At 61.5% G+C, this 23,932-nt stretch carries 15 protein-coding genes, 1 tRNA gene and 1 riboswitch; of the genes, 10 read left to right on the forward strand and 6 right to left on the reverse strand.

All coding sequences use genetic code 11. The features are described 5' to 3' along the window. The 5 genes from Q0I19_RS10780 to Q0I19_RS10800 all read left to right on the forward strand — a co-directional run bounded on the left by Q0I19_RS10780 (window position 1) and on the right by Q0I19_RS10800 (window position 8,251). On the forward strand, window positions 1-1,014 hold the full coding sequence (locus tag Q0I19_RS10780; protein WP_294760515.1) for an aldo/keto reductase: 1,014 nt from the start codon (window positions 1-3) through the stop codon (window positions 1,012-1,014). Between the two features lie 143 nt (window positions 1,015-1,157). Continuing rightward, entirely contained in the window at window positions 1,158-2,315 is a 1,158-nt protein-coding gene (locus tag Q0I19_RS10785; protein ID WP_294760517.1) for a cysteine desulfurase family protein, read from the forward strand. Between the two features lie 30 nt (window positions 2,316-2,345). After that, window positions 2,346-3,539 carry a tRNA uracil 4-sulfurtransferase ThiI gene (gene thiI / locus Q0I19_RS10790; protein ID WP_294760520.1) on the forward strand — a complete coding sequence of 398 codons (1,194 nt, stop codon included), beginning with the start codon at window positions 2,346-2,348 and terminating at the stop codon, window positions 3,537-3,539. Continuing rightward, entirely contained in the window at window positions 3,536-4,834 is a 1,299-nt protein-coding gene (locus tag Q0I19_RS10795) for a competence/damage-inducible protein A (RefSeq protein WP_294760522.1), read from the forward strand. The genes thiI and Q0I19_RS10795 overlap by 4 nt, the downstream gene beginning before the upstream one ends. A gap of 15 nt (window positions 4,835-4,849) precedes the next feature. Beyond that, a complete protein-coding gene (locus Q0I19_RS10800) occupies window positions 4,850-8,251 on the forward strand; it encodes a SpoIID/LytB domain-containing protein (protein WP_294760523.1) in 3,402 nt (1,133 codons plus the stop codon). A gap of 310 nt (window positions 8,252-8,561) precedes the next feature. Here Q0I19_RS10800 and aspS read toward each other — a convergent pair whose 3' ends face one another. Next, a complete protein-coding gene (gene aspS, locus Q0I19_RS10805) occupies window positions 8,562-10,343 on the reverse strand; it encodes an aspartate--tRNA ligase (protein ID WP_294760525.1) in 1,782 nt (593 codons plus the stop codon). Between the two features lie 248 nt (window positions 10,344-10,591). Between aspS and Q0I19_RS10810 the strand changes: the two genes are divergently transcribed. Both Q0I19_RS10810 and Q0I19_RS10815 read left to right on the forward strand, forming a co-directional pair. Beyond that, window positions 10,592-10,667 (forward strand) — tRNA-Lys (locus Q0I19_RS10810). 202 nt (window positions 10,668-10,869) lie between these two features. After that, the gene (locus tag Q0I19_RS10815) at window positions 10,870-11,121 is read left to right on the forward strand and encodes an IreB family regulatory phosphoprotein (protein ID WP_294760527.1); all 252 of its coding nucleotides are present in this window, start codon (window positions 10,870-10,872) and stop codon (window positions 11,119-11,121) included. Between the two features lie 74 nt (window positions 11,122-11,195). Here Q0I19_RS10815 and thiT read toward each other — a convergent pair whose 3' ends face one another. Continuing rightward, on the reverse strand, window positions 11,196-11,762 hold the full coding sequence (thiT, locus tag Q0I19_RS10820; protein WP_294760528.1) for an energy-coupled thiamine transporter ThiT: 567 nt from the start codon (window positions 11,760-11,762) through the stop codon (window positions 11,196-11,198). A gap of 86 nt (window positions 11,763-11,848) precedes the next feature. Then, window positions 11,849-11,966: riboswitch (TPP riboswitch) on the reverse strand. Between the two features lie 90 nt (window positions 11,967-12,056). On the opposite strand from thiT, the gene Q0I19_RS10825 reads away from it, so the two are divergent. Together Q0I19_RS10825 and Q0I19_RS10830 are read left to right on the forward strand one after the other, a co-directional pair. Then, window positions 12,057-13,163 (forward strand): DUF3810 domain-containing protein, encoded by a 1,107-nt coding sequence (locus tag Q0I19_RS10825; RefSeq protein WP_294760530.1) that lies wholly within the window; start codon window positions 12,057-12,059, stop codon window positions 13,161-13,163. Window positions 13,164-13,323: 160 nt separating this feature from the next. Continuing rightward, window positions 13,324-15,471 (forward strand): GH25 family lysozyme, encoded by a 2,148-nt coding sequence (locus tag Q0I19_RS10830; protein WP_294760532.1) that lies wholly within the window; start codon window positions 13,324-13,326, stop codon window positions 15,469-15,471. A 46-nt stretch (window positions 15,472-15,517) separates the two neighbouring features. Here the strand turns inward: Q0I19_RS10830 and mfd are convergent, their stop codons facing one another. From mfd to Q0I19_RS10850, 4 genes are read right to left on the reverse strand one after another with little or no spacing between them, the layout of a single operon-like run. Then, a complete protein-coding gene (gene mfd, locus Q0I19_RS10835; RefSeq protein ID WP_294760534.1) occupies window positions 15,518-18,976 on the reverse strand; it encodes a transcription-repair coupling factor in 3,459 nt (1,152 codons plus the stop codon). Between the two features lie 5 nt (window positions 18,977-18,981). Continuing rightward, entirely contained in the window at window positions 18,982-19,485 is a 504-nt protein-coding gene (locus Q0I19_RS10840) for an SH3 domain-containing protein (protein ID WP_294760536.1), read from the reverse strand. Between the two features lie 20 nt (window positions 19,486-19,505). After that, a complete protein-coding gene (pth, locus tag Q0I19_RS10845; RefSeq protein ID WP_294760538.1) occupies window positions 19,506-20,093 on the reverse strand; it encodes an aminoacyl-tRNA hydrolase in 588 nt (195 codons plus the stop codon). A 16-nt stretch (window positions 20,094-20,109) separates the two neighbouring features. Beyond that, entirely contained in the window at window positions 20,110-20,844 is a 735-nt protein-coding gene (locus Q0I19_RS10850; protein WP_294760540.1) for a UDP-N-acetylglucosamine diphosphorylase, read from the reverse strand. 374 nt (window positions 20,845-21,218) lie between these two features. Here Q0I19_RS10850 and ppdK point away from each other — a divergent pair, with 374 nt between their 5' ends. Further along, a complete protein-coding gene (gene ppdK / locus Q0I19_RS10855) occupies window positions 21,219-23,885 on the forward strand; it encodes a pyruvate, phosphate dikinase (protein ID WP_294760542.1) in 2,667 nt (888 codons plus the stop codon). The last annotated feature ends 47 nt before the right edge of the window (window positions 23,886-23,932 follow it).

Here is a 23,932-nt window from a genome sequence, read left to right on the forward strand (position 1 = left end):
ATGCAGTATGTATCGTTAGGCAGCACGGGGCTGACCGTCTCCCGCCTGGGCTTTGGCGGCATCCCCATCCAGCGCATTGACCAGCCGGGCACCCGCGCCCTGCTGCAGGCAGCCAGCGCGGCGGGCGTCAACTATATCGACACCGCCCGCGCCTACACCGTCAGCGAGGAATGGATCGGCCAGGCCCTGCAGGAGGCCGGCCTGCGGGATAAGTTTATCCTGGCCACCAAGTGCCGCGCCGTGACCAAGGCGGACATGGAAAAAGAGCTGGCGACCAGCCTGAAAAACCTGCGCACCGACCATATCGAGCTGTACCAGTTTCACAATCCGAGCCTTGACGCGCTGAAAACCATCCTGGCCCCCGGCGGCGCGATGGAAGCCCTGCTGGAAGCCAAGGCCGCCGGCGTGGTGGGACATATCGGCATCACGGCGCATCTGGCCGCTGTGTTTGAGGCCGCGCTGGACGTGCCGGAAATCGAAACCGTGATGTTCCCCTATAATATTGTGGAGCAGCAGGGCGCCGAGCTGATCCGCCGCTGCGCCGAGCTGGGCAAGGGCTTTATTGATATGAAACCCCTGGCGGGCGGTGCCATCGAGGACGGACACCTCGCCCTGCGGTATGTGCTGTCCAACCCCGGCGTGACCGTTGCCATCCCCGGTATGGCGGAAATTGAGGAGCTGAATGCCAACGTCAAGGGTGCCGAGAACACCGCCCCCCTGACTGCCGACGAGCAGGCGGCTTGCCAAAAAGTGCGCGATGCGCTGGGTACGCAGTTCTGCCGCCGCTGCAACTACTGTGCGCCCTGCACGGTGGGCATCCAGATCCCCAGCGTGTTCCTGTTCCAAGGGTATCTGAACCGCTACGGTCTGCAGGATTGGGGGCGCGAGCGCTACGCCACCTTGCAGACCAAGGCAAGCGCCTGCATCGGCTGCGGTGCGTGCGAGCCGCGCTGCCCGTACAACCTGCCCATCCGCGAGATGATGAAAAAAGCCGCGCAGGATTTCGGAGAATAAGCAAGCGTAGAAAACGCTTCGGTTTTACATAAAGCCGAAGCGCTTTTTTGTTGGGTAAAATTTTACAAAAACGATTGTTTTTATCCCCGCAAACGTGTATAATCTATCCTGTATAAGTTTGTAAAAAGATGTGAGGAATCGTTATGCTTTCCGACCCGCAGCTGCATTACCTGGACAATGCCGCCACCACCCAGGTGGACCCCGCCGTGACCGAGGCCATCCACGACGCACTCGTGGAGCTTTGGGCCAACCCCAGCAGCCTGTATGACCCCGCCGTGGCCGCGCAGGACGGTATCGACACCGCCCGCGGCCGCATCGCCAAAACCCTGCACTGCCGCAAGGACGAGGTGTATTTCACCGCCTGCGGCTCCGAGAGCAACAATATGTCCGTTTGGGGCGCGGCCAAGGCCCGCCGCCACTGGGGCAATAAAATCGTTGTGACGGGGTTCGAGCACCCCAGCGTGCAGCTGCCCATCCGCGCCCTGCGGGAGGAAGGCTTTGCCGTCGTGGAGGTCATGCCTGAGGCGGACGGCCATATCGACACGCAGAAATTCCTGCGGGAGATCGACAAAAACACCGTGCTGGCGGCCTGCATGGCGGTCAACAACGAGACCGGCGCCGTGCAGGATATCGCCGCGCTGGGTGCCGGCATCAAGGCGCGCAACGCCCGCACACACTTCCATGTGGACGCCGTGCAGGCGTGGCTGCGTATGCCCATCGACCTGCAAAAGTGGAAGGAAGTCGATACGCTGTCGGTGTCCGGGCACAAGGTCCACGCGCCCAAGGGGGTGGGGGCGTTGTTTGTGCGCGACAGCCAGCGCCAGACGCTGCGCCCGCCCTACCGCGGCGGCCATCAGGAGCGCGGTATGCGCCCCGGCACCGAGAACACCCCCTACATCGTCGGCATGGGTGTGGCAGCCGCCAAGGGGCTGCAATCGCTGCGCACCCGCACGGCGCAGATCCAGGCGCTGAACACCCTGCTGCGTCACGGCCTGAGCGAGTTCCCCGACATCCAAATCAACTCCCCGGCGGATGCCCTGCCGGAGGTGCTGAACTTCTCGACCCTGTGCATCAACAGCCAGACCTTTATCAACTACCTGAACACCCGCGCGGTGTTTGTGTCGGGCGGCAGCGCCTGCGACAAGGGTGAGCCGAGCCACACCCTGCAGGCGATGGGCTGCGATGACCTGACCATCCGCACCGCGCTGCGCGTCAGCTTTTGCGCCGACAACACGCCTGAGGACGTACAGGCGCTTTTGGACGGTTTGCGCGACGGTCTGCGGGAATTACAGCATATCTGACACATAGAATAGGAAAGGCGTTTTTTGAGTATGAAAGAGATTCTTATGGCCTATCAGGGCGAAATCGCCCTCAAGGGTCTGAACCGCGGCAAGTTTGAGGCCCGCCTCATCAAAATCATCCGCTGGCGGCTGGAACCGCTGGGCAAATTCCGCGTCTATGCCGCGCAAAGCACCGTCTTTATCGAGCCAAAGGAGGACGGGCTGGATATGGACGAGGCTTTCCGCCGCATTTCCCGCGTGTTCGGCATCGTTAAAATGAGCCGCGCTGTCGAGTGCCCCAAGGACTTTGACGCCATCTGCGAAACCGCCGAAGCCTACCTGGGCGAACAGCTGTCCGGCGTGCGCACCTTCAAGGTCGAAGCCAAGCGCGCCGACAAAAATTACCCGATGAAAAGCCCCGAGATTTGCCGCGAGCTGGGCGCTTACCTGCTGGACAAGCACCACCACCTGCGCGTGGATGTCCACCAGCCCCAGCTGCAGATCATGGTCGAAATTCGTGACCGCGCCGCCTATATCCACGGCCCCAAGGTCGAGGCGGCGGGCGGCCTGCCCGTGGGCACCAGCGGCCGTGCGCTGAACCTGCTTTCCGGCGGCATTGACAGCCCTGTGGCGGCGTGGTGCATGGCGCGCCGCGGTCTGGCGCTGCACCACATCCACTTTGCCAGCCCGCCGTACACCAGCCTGCGCGCCAAGCTCAAGGTGCGCGACCTCGCCCGCGAACTGGTCGAGTATACCGGCAACTGCACGCTGTTTGTCGTGCCCTACACCAAGCCGCAGGAGTATATCCGCGACCACGCGCCCGACGTGCTGTTTACCGTCCTGATGCGCCGCAGTATGCTGCGCATTGCCGAGGAACTGGCCAACAAGATGGAGCTGCAGGCGCTTATCACCGGCGAAAGCCTGGCGCAGGTGGCCAGCCAGACGATGGCGGCGCTGGCCTGCACCGATGCCGCGCAGAGCCTGCCCGTGCTGCGCCCCTGCATCGGTATGGATAAGACGGAAATTATCGCGATTTCGCGCAAAATCGGCACCTTTGAAACTTCCATCGAGCCGTATGAGGATTGCTGCACCATCTTTACCCCGCCGCATCCCAAGACCAACCCCTCGCTGGAGGAAATTCTGGCCGCCGAGGAGGCTATGCCCGACCTGCGCGTCTTGGAGCATGAGGCCGCCGAGACCGTGGAAAAAATCGCCATCCGTATGGGAGAGGAAGATTTGCTGTGACAGCGGAGATCATCTGTGTGGGCACCGAGCTGCTCTTGGGGGATATCGTCAACACCAACGCCCAGTTTTTAAGCCGAGAGCTGGCGGAACTGGGCATCAGCGTACTGCACCAGCACGTCATCGGGGATAACCCCGACCGTCTGCGGGCGCTGGTTTTACAGGCGAAGCAGCGCAGCGATCTGCTGGTGTTTTCCGGCGGGCTTGGCCCCACCGAGGACGATTTGACCAAGGAAACGGTGGCCGATGCCTTTGGCGACACCCTGCACTTTGACGAGGCCGAGTGGCAGAAAATCCTGGACTTTTTTGCCCGCACCAACCGCCGCCCCACCGAAAATAACCGCAAACAGGCCGTGGTGCCCACCAAGGGGCACAAGGTCCTTAACGACCACGGCACCGCACCCGGTGCATGGTTTGAGGACGGCGGCCACTGCGCCGTGCTGATGCCCGGCGTCCCGCGGGAGATGAAGGCCATGTGGGCCGAGCAGGTGCGCCCATTGCTGGAAAAGCGCCAGAACTGCACCATCCACAGCCGCACCCTGCGTGTGCTGGGCGGCGAAAGTGCCATTGCCAGCAAGGTGGGAGCGCTGTTTGAGAGCGCCAACCCCACGGCGGCCATCTACTGCAAAACCGGCGAGTGCGAGATTCGCGTGACCGCCCGCGCCGCCAACGCCGCCGAGGCCGAGGTTGCCTGCAATGCGCGCTTGGCACAGTTCAAGGATATTTTGGGCGATGCTGCGTATGATATCGATGTGCCCGCCTTGGAGTACACCGTTGTGCGCGCCCTGCGGGAGCGCGGTCTGCACGCCGCCACCGCCGAAAGCTGCACCGGCGGTATGGTTGCCGAACGGCTGACCAACGTGCCCGGCTCCAGCGCGGTGTTCGGCTTTGGCTTTGTCACCTACGCCGAGGCCGCCAAGCAGCAGCTTTTGGGCGTGTCGGCAGAAATGATAGAACGCTACAATGTAGTTTCCGGCCCTGTGGCCGTGGCCATGGCCTTTGGTGCCGCCAGGGCATCGGGCGCAGAGCTGGCCGTGGGCATCACGGGGTTGGCCGGCCCCGACGGAGACCTGCCGGGCAAGCCGGTGGGCACGATGTACCTTGCCGGCGCCGACGCCCGCACGGGACATGGAGTTTTGATGCGCCTGACGCTGGGCGGCTACCGCGAGCGCAGCGTGATACGCACCCGCGCGGCGCTGTATGCGCTGGATCTTTTGCGCCGCATGGCGCTGGGGCTGCCCGTGCCGGACAGTCTGCCTGTTACGGAAAATACGGACGCAGTTACGTTAGATATATAAAACGAGGAACACACCATGGTAAACACACAATTAAAAATTCTGCGTGTTTTCGGCCCCACCGCCGCCGAGGTCTCTGCTGTATTGCGGCAGGCCCGCGCCGACGGCTGCCCGGGCTTGCGCCTGCTGGAGCGCGACGGCGAGTTTGCCGTCTGCATACAGATCAGTGCGCCCAACCGCGCCATGGCGGAACAATACTGCGAAAAATGGGCGCTGCGTCTGCGCGCCAAATTCGGTGACGATATCTTTGCCGAGGGCGAGACCAGCCTGGCACAGGCAACGCTTTCGGCCATGCTGGACCGCCGCAAGCTGTTGGTGGCCGTGGACGAAACCACCGGCCGCCTGCTGGGCAGCCAGCTGCAGCCCCTGCCCCACAGCGAGGCGGTGTTTGATTTCGGCACCGAGACCTACGCCCACCCCGAAAACCGCAAGCAGATCGTCGTGCCGCCGGTGCTGCTCAAGCGCTTTCCCGGTGATGTGGTACAGGCATCGGCGGGGCGCGCCCTCAACGCCATGCAGGTGGCGGGGGCGGATTTCGGCGCGGCATACATGCCCGCCACCGTGGGGCAGTGCCCCTTTGTGCTGGTGTGCGACCGCCACGGCGCCGCCGCCTGCGCCCTGCCGCCGGACTTGAGCGATGCCGCCATCGCCAACCAGATGCTGGATCTTTTGCGCCGCCGTCTGTTGGGGCTGCGGCTGACGGATTCCTGCATAACCTTCCGCCCCGGCAAGGAGCGCCCGCTGCTGCTTGTCAGCGAGGCCGGGCGCGAGCGCGGCAACACGGTGCGCTTTTCGCTGCGCCGCCGCACCCCGCCCGCCGATGACCCCACCACTTCCTTTGAGCCGATGATGGACTTTGACACGGCGCGCCCCGCGCCGTCTGCCCAACCTGCCGCCGCGGCAGAGCCGACGCCCGCACCGCAGCAGCCCATCGAGGTGCCGCTGACCGTGCCGCGCGTGCCCACGGGAACCATTCGCTTTGAGGAAGAACCGACTGCGCAGCCGCCTGCCCCTGAGGAGGATTTCTCGGTCTCCATGCAGCCGGAACCCACGCAGGAGCCGGAACCCACGCCGCACCGCGCGGCGCCGAAGCCCTCGATTTTGGACGATGATGTGCCGGATTTCTCGGCGGGCCTGGACCCTGCCGCCATCGCGCAGGCACAGGCCGCCGATGCGGCGGACGAGGCAGCGGGCAGAAACACCGACGTGGACGCCTTTGCCCAGGCGGCCAACCGCCTGTTTGAGAACTCGGCGGCCGAGGAGCCTGCGCCCCCGCGCAAAAAGCGGCGCGGCGGCGAGAAAATGCAGGACACCATGCCGCAAAACTCCATCCGCACCCGCAGCCTGGAGGTCATTGAAAAGACCGAGCGCCGCCGTAAGCGCACGGCCATTCTGACGCTGCTGACCCTGCTGCTGATCCTTCTGGCGGGCGCAGGCGGCGTCTGGCTGTTTGTGCATAACGATCTGGGTGCCCGTCCGTCCGCCAAAAACTACGGTACTACGATCTATGATGACGCCGCCGACCGCTACCTGCAAAACGCCCTGACCCGCCGCAGCGGCGCGGTGGGGTACTTAGGCTTTGCGGGGCGCGCAGGCACGCTGGTCTACGCCGCCGATGCCCCCGCCCCCGAACAGGATAAGAACGCCGCCGATATCGTGCGGTTTGCCTCACCCAGTGCCCTGGACGGCAGCAGCGCGGGCAACACGATTTTGTCGTGCCGGGGCGATGCCTTTGCCGATTTCGCGCAGGAGGACGTCGCCAAGCAAAACAACGCTTTTACGCTGTATTTGCGGGAAAAAACCTACCGCTGCAAGCTGATCTCCGTCTTTTATTACGACCCCGCCGAAACCGGCGAAGGCTCGTTTGATCTGTATGCAACGGGCGATCTCTCGCAATATTACGATTATGTCAGCTTTGTGTCGGGCATACAGGCGCGCAGCCTGTGGAACACCGGCGCGGACGCGGGGGACGATTCCCGCTTTATAACCCTGACCACCCAAAGCGAGGAGGACGGTGTACAGCTGTGCATCGTGGGCCGCGTGGTTGAGGAAGGGGAGAGCGCCGCCGTCAGCACGGCGGCGTTTTCCGCCGCCGAACAGCCCTTACTCACGGCTGTGCAGTACAGCCGCCGCAGCCAGCCCATGCCCGATGTGGCTGCGCTGGTCAGTGCAGGGCTGGGCCGCTACGCGGGGCAGAACGCCGGCGTCGGCACCAAGACCCACAACGCGGCGGGCAGCATCTCCGGTTCGGAGGATACCGACCTAAGCGGGGTAGTCTCTGACCTGCAAAATATCACAAGCACCATCATGACCGGTACCGACACCCTCATCAAAGGTCTGACCGACCTGGCAAAAAACGGCAAGGGCAGCACGGTGGAGGACGACCTGAATCAGGGTGCCGCCGGTACCCTGCCGGAGCAGACCATCACGGTGGATCAGCTGATAGCCCAAAACCCCACCCCGACCCCGACGCCGGAGCCTACCCCCGAACCCACGCCGGAATCCACCCCCGCGCCGGAATCGGGCAGTGACAGCCCGACCGAGCAGCCTACCCCCACGCCCACCCCGACACCTGCGCAGGAAACGACCCCTGCCCCTGCGCCGACAGCCGAGACCATCAATGTAACGATGAACGGCACGGCGCAGACGATGGATCTGGTACAATGCCTGGCCATGGTTGCCCAGAACGAGCTTGGTCCCAACGCCCCTGCCGAGGCATACAAGGCGCAGTGCGTTGCGACCCACTGCTGGATCTTAAGCCAGAGCGGCTACCCATCGGTGCTGGGGGCGACACCGGGCGCGGCGGCTCTGGCCGCTGCCCAGGAGGTGGCGCATGTGCTGGTCACCTACAACGGCAATGTCTGCTTTACGCCGTACTTTGCCAGCGCCAGCACCGGCACGGCATCCTCGGCGGACGTCTGGGGCGGCGAGCGCGCCTGGCTGCAGGCGGTGGACAGCCCCTACGACCAGAGCGTTGCCACCCACTGGAACACCAACGGTGCCACCAGCGGCACGGCGCGTTTTGCCCGCGCCACCCTGTTGGAGCGCATCAAGGACAAGCTGGGCCTGGATTTGACGGACGTGGACCCCAGCCAGTGGTTCAGCATCCAGTCTGCCAATGCCTACGGCTGGGTTGCCAAGATCCGCGTCGGCCCCGAGGGCAGCGGCCAGACCGTCAAGGGAACGTGGTTTCGCGAAAGCCTGTTGGCGGGGCAGAGCGTGGATGGGCGCAGCCTGCGCAGCCAGTGCTTTACCGTCAGCTATGATGCCGAGCTGGACTGCTTTCTCTTTGATGTCTACGGCTACGGTCACGGCTGCGGTATGAGCCAGTGGGGTGCCATCGGCTATGCCCAAAACGGCTGGGACTACCGGCAGATTCTGACCCACTACTTCACAGGCACCACCATTACGACCTATTAAAAAAACACCCTGTACCGCGCAGTTGCGGTACAGGGTGTCTCAGACTGTCGATAAATCTTATTTGACCTTATGCACCCTTCGCGACCTTTCGGTTAGTTTGTAGGGAACGGTCTTGACCGTTCCGTGCCGCCTAGCCGATAGCACGATATAACGTAAGAACGCGCGCCATTCGGCGCGATTGAATGCGCTGCGCGCGGCCAGATGTGCGGATGGGTCAAGACCCATCCCTACAAATCTTCCGGTAACTGGCATTTTCTACAAACTAAAACACCCTGTACCGCGCGGTTGCGGTACAGGGTGTTTGATTTTATCAATCCTTCAGCGTCAGGGCGATGCTCAGGTCGCTCAGCTGCTTTTCGTCAACCACGTCGGGTGCGCCGCTCATCGGCTCGCCGGCGTTCTGAACCTTCGGGAAGGCGATGACGTCGCGGATGGAATCCTTCTTCAGCATCAGCATGACCATACGATCCAAGCCGTAGGCCATACCGCCGTGCGGGGGTGCGCCGTACTTGTAGGCATCCATCAGGAAGCCGAAGCTCTCGCGCGCCTTCTCCTCGGTAAAGCCGAGGGCGCGGAACATGCGATCCTGCAGGGCGGGGTCGTTGATACGCATCGAGCCGCCGCCCATTTCCACACCGTTCAAAACGATGTCGTAGGCTACGGCGTGGCAGGCACCGGGGTCGCTCTCGACCTTGTCCAGATCCTCTGCCTTGGGCAGGGTGAACGGGTGGTGCATGGCCATCCAGCGGTTTTCCTGCTCGCTGTACTCGAACAGCGGGAAGTCCACCACCCACAGGAAGTTGAACTTGTCGGGGTCGATCAGCCCGTGCTTGCGGGCAATGTCCAGACGCACCTGACCCAGCGCGGTGCAGGCCTTGACCCAGTCATTGTCGCTGACCAGCAGCAGCACGTCGCCGGTTTCGGCGTTCAGGGCGGCGTACAGGGCGGACTTTTCAGCGTCCGTCAGGAACTTCTCAAAGCTGGAAGTCGTACTCTCGGCGGTCAGGCGGCTGTAAGCCAGGCCCTTGGCACCGTAGGTTTTGGCGACATCGCCCAGCTTGTCGATGTTCTTGCGGGTCAGCTTGTCGGCAAGACCCTTGGCGTTGATGGCGCGGATGCTGCCGCCCGCCTCCAGCACGGCGGCAAAGGGCTTGAACTCGGTACCCTTGAACACCTCGGTCACGTCCTGAATCTCCAGCCCAAAGCGGGTGTCGGGCTTGTCGGAGCCAAAACGGCCCATCGCCTCGTTCCAGGGCATACGCACAAAGGGGGTCTGCACGTCCACGTCCAGCATTTCCTTCCACAGGCGCTTGATCAGACCCTCGTTGATGGTCATGATATCGTCCTCGGAGACAAAGCTCATCTCCTCGTCCACCTGGGTGAACTCAGGCTGGCGGTCGGCGCGCAGGTCCTCGTCACGGTAGCAGCGGGCGATCTGGAAATAGCGGTCAAAGCCGGACAGCATCAAAATCTGCTTGTACAGCTGCGGGCTTTGGGGCAGGGCATAGAAGTGACCCGGCTGCACACGGCTGGGCACCAGATAGTCGCGGGCGCCCTCGGGCGTGGATTTGATCAGGGTCGGGGTCTCGATCTCGGTAAAGTGGTTGTCGCAGAAATAGTTGCGGATGATCTGCATGATCTTGCTGCGCAGTACGATCGGCTCGTGCATGGACGGGCGGCGCAGGTCAAGGTAGCGGTAACGCAGGCGCAGGTCGTCGTTAACGTTGATCTCGTCGCGCAGCTCAAACGGAGTAGTCTGGGCCTCGCTCAGGATGCGCAGCTCGGTGACGTACAGCTCCACGTCGCCGGTGGCGATCTTATCGGTCTTGGCGGCGCGCTCACGCAGTTTGCCGCGGCAGATGACAACGTACTCGCTTTTCAGGCTTTCCGCCTTGGCAAAGACGTCCTTGGGCGTATCCTCGTCAAAAACAAGCTGCAAGATACCGGTGGTATCGCGCAAATCCGCAAAGATGATGCCGCCCTTATCGCGGGCGCGGGCAACGGACCCGCAGACGGTCATTTCCTGCCCGGCGTCTGCCCGGCTTACCTCGCCGCAGTAACGGGTGCGGCGCAGGCTGCCTAAAGTTTCCATAGTTTTATTCCCCTTTTCGGCGCGTACCTTTTATAAAAGGGCGCACCTTACATATTCTGATATATTATTGTAGCACGGTTGGTGCGCATTTTCAACAACCAAAACATGATAATTTCGGCAGAAAGGGCAAAAAAGCGGGAAATGTGCAAAAAACATGCCGAAACCAAACAAAAAGTTAAAAATCTGCTTGACAAGCGTCGGCGCGCCTGCTATAATATTAGGGCTGTGGGAACACAGCAAAGGCACGTGTGCTCGTAGCTCAGTTGGTAGAGCATCTGACTTTTAATCAGAGGGTCCAGGATTCGAGTTCCTGCGGGCGCACCAGAAATCCGCGATACACCGTTACGGTCTATCGCGGATTTTCTTTTTGCGGCAAAATCTACGGGTTTCCTGCCGCAGCCGGGCCGTGCGGTGTCAAAAAAGGCATACTTGCCGAAATTGTACAAAAATCTTGACAAAACCATTGAAACCCGCCGTAAAATTCGGTATAATAGATATATAGAATTTGCCAAAGGGGGATTTTTTTATGCCTATCTCTGAACCTACTGCCGTGTTTTCCATCCGTGATGAGCGCGATATGGAAATCAAACAGGCGGTTTTGCAGGTGTACCGCGCGCTGGAGGAGAAGGGCTACAACCCCATTAACCAGCTGGTCGGTTATATCCTCAGCGAGGATCCTACCTACATCACCACCTACAAAAATGCCCGCGCCATCATCCGCCGCATTGACCGCGACGATCTTTTGCAGGCGCTTGTGCGTGACTATGTAAAGGGCTGACACCGCAAACCAAAACAGGCACCGGAAATTTCCGGTGCCTGTTTTTTATGAAAACGGAAGAAACTCTTGAAAAATTACTGGTCCTGCTCGCTGAACAGCTGCGGGGCGGCCTTGTAGATCAGCACGGCGGCCACCGTGGTCATGATGGTTTCGGGCAGCATGTAGCTGCCGTTGTAGGTCAGGCTGAAGGTCCAGGCAGCCAGGCCGTCGCTCAGGTTGCCCCAAATCAGCACGCCGGACAGGAAGCTGCACAGGAAACGGATGCCGCACACGGCAGCGGTGCCCACGGCCACGCCGGCCAGCTTGTTCTTAAAGGGCTTGGCGATGCCGCCGGCCAGACCCAGCAGGCTGAACGCCAGCACATAGTCCAGCAAAATCATACCGACCAGAGGCAGCAGACCCGGGGTCGGGGGTGCGTAAAAGCCCAGCAGCATCTGCAGCAGGCTGTTTACAAAACCGGTGAACAGACCCCACTTCACGCCGTGGCGGAAGGAGATCAGCACGAAGGGCAGCATGCTGAACAGGGTGATGGAACCGCCGTTGGGCAGCTCGTAGATTTTGATGTTCGCCAGAACAGTGCCCAGGGCGATCATCAGGGCGCACTCGACCAGAGTGCGGGTCTTGGAGTAGGTTTTGGACATACGGACACATCCTTTTACAATAGTACATAAAAACAAGTGTTTGCCAAGAAAAACGCGCCTGCAAAAAATGCAGGCGCGTACAGGTATGACAATATTGCCAAACTTCCTACGCCGGCATTACCCGGATCAGGTTCAAGGCGACACGAAGCTGCGGTTTGCTTCGATCTCAGCCGAGGATGCCCCCCAGCGCCCCTGTTTTTATGTCCGTAAATAAGTATACACCCTTTTGGCGGCTTGTCAAGCGGCTGTGCATCCTTTATAATAAAGGGCGAAAAGAAAAGGACGGGGCGTGTTATGCAGCATTTTTTACGGTGGACAAAGCGGCACAGGGCAGCCTGGGCGGCACTGGCGGCGGGGTTGGCGGCGCTGGGGGCGTTCTATGCCCTGCGGGGCAACCGTGCGCTGATGGACGCGTGGCTGCAAACGGTATCGATGCCTGTAAAGCGGGCGGTTTCCTTTTTGGTGGACCCGCTGCCGTTCAGCGCCTGCGAATTGGGCGCGACCGTGCTGATTCTGGCGGCGCTCCTTTTGCTGGTGCGCGCCCTGCGCCGCGGAAGATCCGCCGTGGCGGGCTGGGTGCTGCATCTGGCGGTGCTGCTGGTCTGGGGCTACGCGGGGGTGTGCGCCCTGTGGGGCACCCAATATTACGGCACGTCCTTTGCACAAAAGGCCGGCATGAACGCCCCGCCCGTCAGCGTGGAACAGCTGGCTGCCGTGACGCAGTATTTTGCCGACCGCGTGGCCGAGACTGCCGACACCGTGCCCCGCGACGAGACGGGCGTGTTCTGTACCGACAGAAAGGAAATTCTGCAGAGCAGCGGCGGCCTGTACGACCCGCTTGCGGAGCGCTGGCCCTTTTTGCAGGCACCGGAGCGCCGCCCCAAGCCGGCTTTTTACTCCAAACTGATGAGCGCCTGGGGCTTTACCGGCTACCTGTGCCCGCTGGTGGGGGAGAGTACCCTGAATATGGACTGCCCTGCCGTCTTTTTGCCCGTGACGGTTGCGCATGAGCTGGCCCACCAGCGCGGCGTTGCCGCCGAGCAGGAGGCAAACTTTGTGGGGATTCTGGCGGCGACCGAAAGCGGGAACGCCGCGTACGGCTATTCCGGGTGGCTGTTCGGGTATCTGCATCTTTCCAACGCGCTGTACAGCGTCGACCCCGACACCGCCCGCGCGAGCTTTGCGGCCCTGCCTGTCGGGGCACAGGCCGATATGGCGCAGAACAATGCCTACTGGAAACAGTGGGAAGGCCCCGTGCGCACCACAGGTGAAAAGGTCTACACCGCGTTTTTGCAGGGGTACGGGCAGGAGCTGGGTATGCGCAGCTACGGTGCCTGTGTGGATCTGCTGGTGGAGGAATTTCTGCCCTATACAAGCGGTAGTGGAACGGCTGCGCAGTGACCACAACGCGGCAAAGAAAAACCCGCTGAAACGGCAGAATTTACAACTTTTCTCTTGCGAAACGGCGTACAGATGTGCTATTATACATACTGTACTATTATAAGCGGAAATTGCAAAAAAAGGAACCGTGAGGACAGGAATGTTCAACAGAAGAAATCCTATGAAATATTTTTCCGGCAGTGCGCTGGCGCGTCTGCCGATTTATAAGCTGGTTGCGGGCGGCATGGCGGTGGCCATGGCGGCCGGTTTGGGTGTCGGCGCGCTGGCGGCGGGCTATGTGCCGCTGAACGATCCGGAGCCGCAGCCCGTGGCGACGGCCACCCCGACCCCCACGCCAACCCCTACGCCCACGCCGACCCCGACGCCGACCCCCACGCCGGAGCCGGACAAGCCCCTGGCGGCCGAGGTCACGGTTGTGCAGCAGGATATCGGTGTGCAGCTGTTTGTGCTGCCGACAGAACCCGATGCCGAGCCGGAAGCGACCCCGTCGGCAAGTGCGGCTGCCAAACCGACAACCAAGCCGACAGCCACCCCGACCCCCACGCCTACCCCCAAGGCGCAGGATGCCGAAACGGCGGAAAAACAGCCGCTGCTGAATGTTGAGGCCATGGTCAGCGTGACCGACGCCAAGGGCAAGGCCACCCTGTACAGCGTGGACACCGAGACCGGCACCGTGCTGGTGGAGGACGCCGCCCCCGGCGATTACCTTGTGGCGGTGCAGCCCCTGACGGGCTACATCGTGCCGGAGGCCCAGACCGTGACGGTCAAGGAAAAGGTCGTCTACAAGGCCGATACCCAGGCCGTCAAGGAAAAAATCGTGCAGGCCACCCAGGTCAACGAAAAAGCCGAGGACTCGGCCAGCAGCAACCAGGGCAGCGCCCCCATCCAAAACGAGGTGCAGGACACCGTCACCTACGCCGAGAGCGCGCAGACCGAAAAAGAGCGCATTACCGTCTATACCGCCAAGCTGAGCAGCAGCGGCCACCTTATGCTGACCGACGGCACCGAGTCGCCCTATCTGCCTACCTACGCCGCCGACGGCAAAACGCTGAACGGTGCCGCCCGCGACGAAAACTATTCGCCCCTTGCGGCGCAGACCGCCTGGCACACGCCGGGCATCACCCGCATGGCATTGGCACACCGTACCGATGTTGAGCCGTCGGCAGACCCTGCGCCGTCGTCCGATGCGGTCAGCGATGCGCCGAGCACGACCCCCGCCGAAACCCCGTCGGAAACGCCTGCAACCACTCCGTCTGAGACCCCCGCCGAGACGCCCACGCAGACACCTGCGGAGACGCCCACCGAGACGCCCACAGAAACGCCCACGGCGACACCTGCCGAGACGACGACCCCGACCCCGACGCCGGAGTCCTCTGCCGAGCCGGAGCCTACCCCGACGGCAACCCCAACCCCGACCGCCACGCCGGAGAATACCCCGACCCCCACCCCGACCGAGACCCCCAAGGAAACCGCTACCCCGACCCCCACCCCCGCAGATCCCACAGCCGATTGGCCCAAAGAGATCCCGGCGGCGGAATTGGCCGGTTACGGCTTTGCGGTGGAAAGCAGCGAAAAAATCGTCTACGAGTACACAGGTTGGAATGATATTGACGGCACAACGTACTATTATGACCCTGCGACCCACCAGCCTGTAACAGGCAACCAGGTCATTCAGGGCGATGTATACACCTTTGGCGCCGACGGTGCGCTGAACCGCACGGCCCGCGGCATTGATGTTTCCAAATATCAGGGCCGCATTGACTGGAACGCCGTCAAGGCGGACGGCATCACGTTTGCCATCATCCGTGTGGGCTACCGCGGCTACGGCAGCGGTGCCCTGGTCGAGGATTCGCAGTTCCGCGCCAACATTCAGGGCGCAACGGCTGCCGGGCTGAAGGTCGGCGTCTACTTCTACAGTCAGGCCGTCGACGAGGCCGAGGCTGTCGAGGAGGCCAGCATGGTGCTTAGCCTCTGTGCGGGTTACGGTTTGCCCGTGGGTGTCTACTACGATACCGAAAAGGTCGCGGGGGACACCGGCCGCGCCGACGGCATCAGTGCCGCCCAGCGCACGGCCAATGCCGTCGCCTTCTGCGAGACCATCCGCAATGCGGGCCACACGGCGGGCGTTTACTCCTACGCAAGCTGGTTCTACAACTCGCTGAACTTTGCCAACATCAGCAAGTATCGCATCTGGATCGCCCAGTACCGCGACACCCTGAGCTTTAACTACAAGTACAATATCTGGCAGTACACCAGCACCGGCACGGTAAACGGCGTGCCCAAACCCGTGGATATGAACATAGGCTAAAAACAGCAGTACCGCCCTCCCGATTTTTCGGGAGGGCGGTACTTTTTTACGGCTGCGGCGCAGGCTGTGCGCCGGGCAAAAGGGTCACAACATCGCGCAAAAGGGTCAGCGGGCTTTCGCCCTTCTGTATGCGCAGGCTGAAATACGGTCGTCCCATCGCATTGTACACCACACGGTGGGGGAACTGCTCCATGATCGCGCCCAGCTGACGCGGGCCGACAATGTCGCTGTACAAAATCAAACGGTCGTCGCGCTGCACGATCTCCGCAATGCCGACGCGGGCGGCGGTCACGCGCACCAGCGAAACATCCACAAGCCCCTGCACGCTCTTGGGCGGGTCGCCGTAACGGTCGATCAATTCGTCCAGAACGTCCTCGGCGTCAGCGGTCGTCTCAATGGCGGCAATGCGCTTGTACGCTTCAATGCGCCCGGCGGCGTCGGGGATGTAATCCTCCGGCAAAAAGGCGTCAATGGAAATATCCACCAGACAGTCGCTCTTGTCGGGTGCGGGCGCCTCGCCGCGGGCGGCGCTGATCGCCTGCCCCAGCATTTTTACATACAGGTCATAGCCCACGGCTTCCATGTGTCCGTGCTGGCTGTGCCCCAGCAGACTGCCCGCGCCGCGTATCTGCAAATCGCGCATGGCAATGCGGAACCCCGAACCGAAGGAGGTGAACTCCCGTATGGCCGAAAGCCGCTTGGCGGCGATCTCGGTCAGCACCTTGTCGCGGGTAAAGGTAAAGTAGGCATACGCCTTGCGGGAGGAACGCCCCACCCGCCCGCGGATCTGGTACAGCTGGCTAAGCCCCATGCGGTCGGCGTTTTCGATGATCAGCGTGTTGCAGTTGCGCACGTCCACGCCGGTTTCGATCAGCGTGGTGCAGACCAGAATATCGATCTCGTTGTCCAAAAGCTGCTGCCAGACGGAGGAAATCTGCTCCTCCGTCATTTTGCCGTGGGCGATGCCGATGCGCGCGCCCGGCACCAGCTTGCCGATGCGTGCCGCGCAGGCGTCAATGGTCTCCACGCGGTTGTGGAGATAATACACCTGCCCGCCGCGCGCCAGCTCCTTGCGGATGGCCTCGGCCACGATGCCCTCGTCATATTCCAGCACATAGGTTTCGATGGGCTGGCGCTCAAAGGGCGGCTGCTCGATCGTACTCATATCCCGTATGCCGGAAAGCGCCATATTCAATGTGCGCGGAATGGGCGTGGCCGACAGCGTCAGCATGTCCACGCCGATGAAGTTTTCTTTCAGCTTTTCCTTGTGCTTTACGCCGAAACGCTGCTCCTCGTCAATGATGACCAGCCCCAAATCCTTGAACTTCACGTCATCCGAAAGCAGCCGGTGGGTGCCCACCACAATGTCCACGGTGCCGTCCTTCAGGCCGCGCAGCGTTTCTTTTTGCTCCTTGGCGCTGCGGTAGCGGCTGAGCAGCCCGATGCGTATGGGGAAGGACTCCATGCGCGCAATGGCGGTATTAAAATGCTGCCACGCCAGAATGGTCGTGGGCGCCAGAATCGCGCACTGCTTGCCGCCCATCACGCACTTGAACGCCGCGCGCAGGGCGACTTCGGTCTTGCCGACGCCGACGTCGCCGCACAACAGGCGGTCCATCGGGTAGGGCTGCTCCATGTCATGCTTGATGTCGGCGGCGCAGGTCAACTGGTCGGGGGTCTCGTCGTAGGCAAAGCGCTGTTCAAAATCCCCCTGCCAGGTGTCGTCATCGGGGAAGGCGTAGCCCTTTGCCTGCTTGCGGCGGGCGTACAGCTCGATCAGCTCCTTGGCCATCGCTTCGGTGGCTGCCTTGACCCGCTTGCGGGTCTTGACCCAGTCGCCGCCGCCAAGGCGGCTCAATTTTACGTTGTCGCTGTCGCCGGGCGCGGTATAGCGAGAAAGCAGATCAAGCTGGGTGACAGGCACATACAAAACGTCCTTTTTGTCGTACTGGATGCGCAGGTAGTCTTTGGTGACGCCCTGCACGGTCATGCGCTGAATGCCCGCGTACCGACCGATGCCGTGGTTCTGGTGTACGACCAGATCGCCCTCGGAGATTTCGCTCAGGCTGTTCAGGGCGTCCTTGCTGCGCTTTTTCTTCTTCTGCACGCTGCTCACGCCGAAGGCGCGGGCGGTGATGACGGCATATTTGGCAAACGGCAGGCTGCAGCCTGCGCTCAGCTGGCCCGGCAATACCTGCACCAGCCCGGCGGCGGGCGCGGCGGCCGCATCGGTGGTGACCTGCAGGCCATGGGTGCGCAGGCCGTTGGCAAGACCGGCGGCGGCGCGCGCGGTGCCCGCCATCACGGTAACGGCGGCCCCGCCGCTGCACAGCGGGTTCAGGTCCTCCAGCAGGGCAGCCACCTCGCCGGCCCAGGAGGGCAGGGTGTGGGCGGGTGCGTTGACCACGGCTTTCAGGGGAATATCCGGCATACTGCGCACAAAGTTTTCGGCGCAGATGGTGGGGTATCGCCCCGTCTGCGCCCACAGCCAGGCGGCGTCGGCGTACAACTCGCCCAGCCCGGCGGCCAGAACACCGTCCTGCAGCAGGGCAGCCTGTTCCTCGCCGCGGCGGAAATCCGCCGCGCGCTGCGCCTCCTTTAAGGAGGCCGGTTCCTCAAAAATCAGCAGCGGCTCGTCCAGGTAATCCAGCACGGTGGCGGGTTCGGGGTAGCGCACGGCGAGATATTTATCCATATTCACCGGCATGACGCCCGCGTCCAGTTGGCTGAGTTCGGGGGCAAGGCAGCTTTCCAGCGCCGTGCGCTTTTTGCCGCGTTGCTTTTTCAAAAAAGCGCGCAGCAGCTCGGCGGCTTCGGGCGGTGCCCCGCACAGCACCTCCCGCGCGGGGCTGACGTATATTTTGGTAATACTTTCGTCCCGACGCTGGGTGGCCAAATCGAAGGTGTGCAGGGTGTCGATCTCATCGCCCCAAAACTCCATGCGCACGGGTTGCTTCATGTCGGGGGCGTAGATATCCACAATGTCGCCGCGCACCGAAAACTGCCCCGGCCCGTCTACCTGGGCGCGGCGGGTGTACCCGGCGCTGTACAAAAGCGCGGTCAATTCCTCGCGCGGCAGGGTGTCCCCGGCGTGCAGCGTGCGGGTGTTGGCGCAGAAATCCGCGCGCGGGGTGGTGTACTGGGTCAGGGCCTCCTCCGGCACGCATACGGCGCGCAGCCGCCCACCCACCAGGTCGCCCAGAACGCTCAGGCGGCGGTACTCGTACTCACGGCCGGTACCCTCGATGGGGCGCAGCAGGTAATCCCGCGCGGGGAATACCGCTGCCGGGATGCCCAGCACATTCAAATCACCTGCAAAGCGGGTGGCTTCGGCCTCGCCGGGGGTCACGATGCACAAGGGTGCCCCCGTCTGCCGCGCCAGCGCCGCGTATACCATGGCGCGCCCGGCTGCGGGTATGCCAAATAAGGCGCAAGCCCCCGATGTGCCGAGCGCCTGCGCCAGTTTTGAAAACTCTTGTGTTTTTATAAAAAGTTGGTCAAACATGATGGTCATTCCAGATATTGCTTGGCAAGCCAGCCGCATTTGCCGTCGTACTGCACAACGACCCAGCTGCCGTCGGCGTTGCTGCCCAGTGCGGTAACGGCGGTGCCCATGGGGATCTGCGCTACCTTATCAAAATCCGTGCCGGGGCCTGCCCGCAGGTTCATGTTGGCATCGGCGGGGGTTTTGTAGTTGGGCTGCTGCCCTTCCTCAAACAGGGTGGCGGGCTGCTCGGCCAGGGTGGCCAGGGGGTCGGCTTCTGCGGAGGAACTTTCCGATGCGGAAGAACCTTCCTCTGCGGGGGCGGAATCTGCCGGGGCGGGTGTACTGCCCGCGTCTCCGGGCTTGACCGTGGCGGCGGAGGATACCCCGCCGGCCATGGCGCTGCCGGCAGGCGTCTTTTTGCCGTCGCTCTTGCCCGTCACCAAAAATAAGCTGACCGCGACGGACAGAATCATCATGGAGGCGCACGTTACCAGGCAGGTTGCGGCGCGTGTGCGGAGATTACTCATGGGACAGACCCTTTCTACATTTATTTGTTGTACTTGTTCTGCGCGTAGGGCAGGTTGCCGTCCATGATCAGGCGGGCGGCGGCCTCGATGTCGGGGTAACGGTCGGTCATGGCCTTGCGGTCCTCGGCGGGCAGCTTGCCCAGTACCCAGGCGGCCAGGTCGTACTGCGGGTTGGGCTTGGCACCGATGCCGATGCGGATGCGGGCAAATTCCTCGCTGCCTAGGCTGGCAATGATGCTTTTCAGGCCGTTGTGCCCGCCCGCCGAGCCTTTGGGACGGATGCGCAGATGTCCGGGCTGCTGGGTGATGTCGTCGCACAGCACAATGACGTGTTGGGCGGGGATCTTAAAAAAGTTGGCGGCGGGGGCGATGCTCTGCCCGCTTAAATTCATATAGGTAAGGGGTTTCAGCAAAACCACCTTGTGGCCGTCCACCTGCGCGGTGCCGTACAGCCCCTGCCACTTGGACTTGGCAATGTCGCAGTGCCACTGCGCGGCCAGATAATCCAGCGCCTCAAAACCCGCGTTGTGGCGGGTTCCGTCGTATTTCGGTTCGGGGTTGCCCAGACCGGCGATCAGCCAATCCGCCCCGGAGGTCATTCCTAGCATAGCGTCTTCCTTTGTATCAGCCGTTTTTCTTGTCGGCTTCCAGCTTTTGTTTTTTGGCAATGTACTTTTGCAGCTTGCGCTCGCCCCAGCCCTCGATTTCGGCCTGCTTGGCACGCTCGATGCCCAGTGCCCCGGCGGGGACGTCGTGCCCGATGGTGGAGCCGGCGGCGGTAAAGGCGTGGTCACCCACGGTGACGGGGGCCACCAGGTTGGTGTTGCAGCCGATAAAGGCGTAATCGCCGATGGTAGTGTGGAACTTGCCCTCACCGTCATAGTTGCAGGTCACGGTGCCGCAGCCGAAGTTGCAGTACTTGCCCACAGTGGCATCGCCGATGTAGGTCAGGTGGCTTACGGTGTTACCCTCGGCAAAGTCAGCGTTTTTGGTCTCAACGTAGGCACCCAGATGGCAGCCCTCGGCGGTCTTGGTGCCGGTGCGCACATGGGTAAAGGGGCCGATCTTGTTGTTGGGGCCGATATGGCTCTGGTAGCACTGGCTGGCGTTCACGGTGGAGTTTTCCTCCACCACGGTGTCCTCCAGCAGGGTGTTGGGGCCGATCACGCAGCCCGCGCCGATCTCAGTCTTGCCACGCAGGATGCAGCCCGGCAGGATCACGGCACTCGGCGCAATGACGACTTCGGGGTCAATGTACACATCACGGCTGACAAACTCCACACCGTTGTTCAGGTGGTATTCAAACGCGGCGGCATAGCGCTGCTGCGCGGTTTCAAACTTTTCTTTGGCGGTAGACATGCAAAACACTCCTTACCTTACAAATACCTCAAGGCCGGGCTGCGCCGCAGGCGCAGCCCGGCTCTATGGCTATTGTACTCTATCCGCGGCGTTTTCGCAAGCCGAAAACCGTTTGGCGGGAATAAATTGTGCCGAGGGGAGATTGGCGAAAAACAAAAATCCGTAAAGATTCTCAACTTTCCGCCCATTATAGTTTACACGATTTTTGTGCAGGTTGCAATAGATTCCGCAAAAAAGTTTGGCTAATTTTCGGCAAATCTATTGAGCATTTTTTTAACAATCCACTGGAAATTCCGTTTGCAGTCTGTTATAATGGACTATGCAAACATGATTTATGTAATGCACACGTCCAAAACACATTTGGGAGGAAAACTATGAGCAAGAAATTCTTGTACCTGTTCAAAGAAGGTCACGAGGCTTTCGGCGGCGACCAGACCACGATGAAAAACATCCTGGGCGGCAAGGGCGCCGGTCTGGCTGAGATGACTCACGCCGGCATGCCGGTGCCTCAGGGCTTTACCATCACCACGGAAGCCTGCACCCAGTACTACGCTGACAATCGTGAGATCAACGACGAGATCAAGGCCGATATCTTTAAGTATATGGGCATCCTGGAAGAGCAGACCGGCAAGCAGTTCGGTTCTATCGACAACCCCCTGCTGGTTTCCGTCCGTTCCGGTGCCCGTCAGTCCATGCCCGGCATGATGGACACCATCCTGAACCTGGGCCTGAACGATCAGGCTGTTGAGGGCCTGGCCAAAAAGACCGACAACCCCCGCTTTGCCTACGACTGCTACCGTCGTTTCATCCAGATGTACTCTGACGTCGTCATGGAGCTGGGCAAGAGCTTCTTTGAGGAGCGCATCGACGCCATGAAGGAGCGCAAGGGTGTTACCCTCGACGTTGACCTGACTGCCGATGACCTGAAAGAGCTGGTCAAGGAGTTCAAGGAAATCTACCTGGAAAAGCAGGGCGAGCAGTTCCCCCAGGATCCCAAAGAGCAGCTGATTGGCGCCGTCAAGGCCGTTTTCCGTTCTTGGGACAACCCCCGCGCCAACGTCTATCGTAAGATGAACGAGATCCCCTACGAGTGGGGCACCGCTGTCAACGTACAGCAGATGGCGTTCGGCAACTCCGGCATGCGCTCCGGCACCGGCGTCGCGTTCACCCGTAACCCCGCTACCGGCGAGAAGAAGCTGATGGGCGAATACCTCATCAATGCTCAGGGCGAGGACGTCGTCGCCGGTATCCGTACTCCTTCTCCCATCAGCAAGCTGCATGAGGAGATGCCCGAGGTTTACGATCAGTTCGTTGAGATCGCAACCCGCCTCGAGAACTACTACAAGGATATGCAGGACATGGAGTTCACCATCGAGGATGGCAAGCTCTTCATGCTGCAGACCCGTAACGGCAAGCGTACCGCCCAGGCTGCTCTGCAGATCGCCTGCGACCTGGTGGACGAGGGCGTTATCACCGAGCAGACCGCTGTTCTGCGCGTTGAGCCCAAGCAGCTGGACACCCTGTTGCATCCCCAGTTTGACGCCGCTGCCCTGAAGGCTGCCGAGGCTATCGGCAAGGGCCTGGCTGCTTCTCCGGGATCTGCCTGCGGCCGCGTTGTATTCAGCGCTGAGGACGCCGAGGAGAAGGTCAAGGACGACGCTTGGAAGAAGGTCGTTCTGGTCCGTCTGGAAACCAGCCCCGAAGATATCGTCGGTATGCAGGTTTCTCAGGGCATCCTGACCGTCCGTGGCGGTATGACCAGCCACGCCGCCGTTGTTGCCCGTGGTATGGGTACCTGCTGCGTTTCCGGCTGCGGCAACGACAACACTGTCGCCATCGACTATGACGCCAAGGTCATCACCATCAACGGCCACACCTTCCACGAGGGCGACTGGATGAGCATCGACGGCTCTACCGGCAACATCTACGAGGGTCAGATCGCCACCGTCGCTTCCACCGAGAACGCTAACTTCAAGCGCTTCATGGGCTGGGCCGACGCCAACCGCCAGATGAAGGTCATGACCAACGCCGACAACCCGAAGGACGCGCAGAACGCTGTCGATATGGGTGCCGAGGGTATCGGTCTGTGCCGTACCGAGCATATGTTCTTCGCCGAGGACCGCATCAAGGCTGTCCGCGAGATGATCTGCGCCCGTACCGTTGAGGAGCGCAAGGCTGCCCTGGCCAAGGTCGAGCCCTTCCAGGAGGCTGACTTCACCGCTATGTACCGCATCATGGGCGAGCGTCCGATGACCATTCGTTACCTGGATCCGCCGCTGCATGAGTTCCTGCCCACCAAGGCCGAGGATATCGAGGCTCTGGCAAAGGATATGGGTATGACCGCTGAAGAGCTGAACAACGTTGTGGTAAGCCTGCACGAGTTCAACCCCATGATGGGTCACCGTGGCTGCCGTCTGGCCGTCACCTACCCCGAAATCGCCGAGATGCAGACCAACGCCGTCATCAAGGCTGCCCTCAAGGTTTCTGCCGAGACCGGCAAGATGATCACCCCCCACATCATGATTCCTCTGGTTGGTGAGGTCAAGGAACTGAAGTTCGTCAAGGACGTTGTCGTCAAGACTGCTGATGCCCTGATCGCCGCTGCCGGTGTTGACATGAAGTACGAGGTCGGCACCATGATCGAGATCCCCCGTGCAGCCCTGACTGCCGGCGAAATCGCCAAGGAAGCTGACTTCTTCAGCTTCGGCACCAACGACCTGACCCAGATGACCTTCGGCTTCAGCCGTGACGACGCTGCCAAGTTCCTGTCTGCCTACTATGACAACAAGATCTACGAGAGCGATCCGTTCCAGCATCTGGATCAGATCGGCGTAGGCAAGCTGGTCAAGATGGCTGCTGCCGACGGCCGCGCCACCAACCCCAACCTGGGTCTGGGCATCTGCGGCGAGCACGGCGGCGACCCCTCCAGCGTCGAGTTCTGCCACAACGTTGGCCTGGACTACGTCAGCTGCTCTCCCTTCCGTGTTCCCATCGCCCGCCTGGCCGCCGCGCAGGCTGCTATCAAATATGGGGAGGACTAATCTGTACTTCAGTTTTAAGGTTAATTTCGACCAAGCAGAAGCGTACA

Source organism: uncultured Gemmiger sp., from assembly GCF_934561205.1.
Taxonomy (GTDB): Bacteria; Bacillota; Clostridia; order Oscillospirales; family Ruminococcaceae; genus Gemmiger.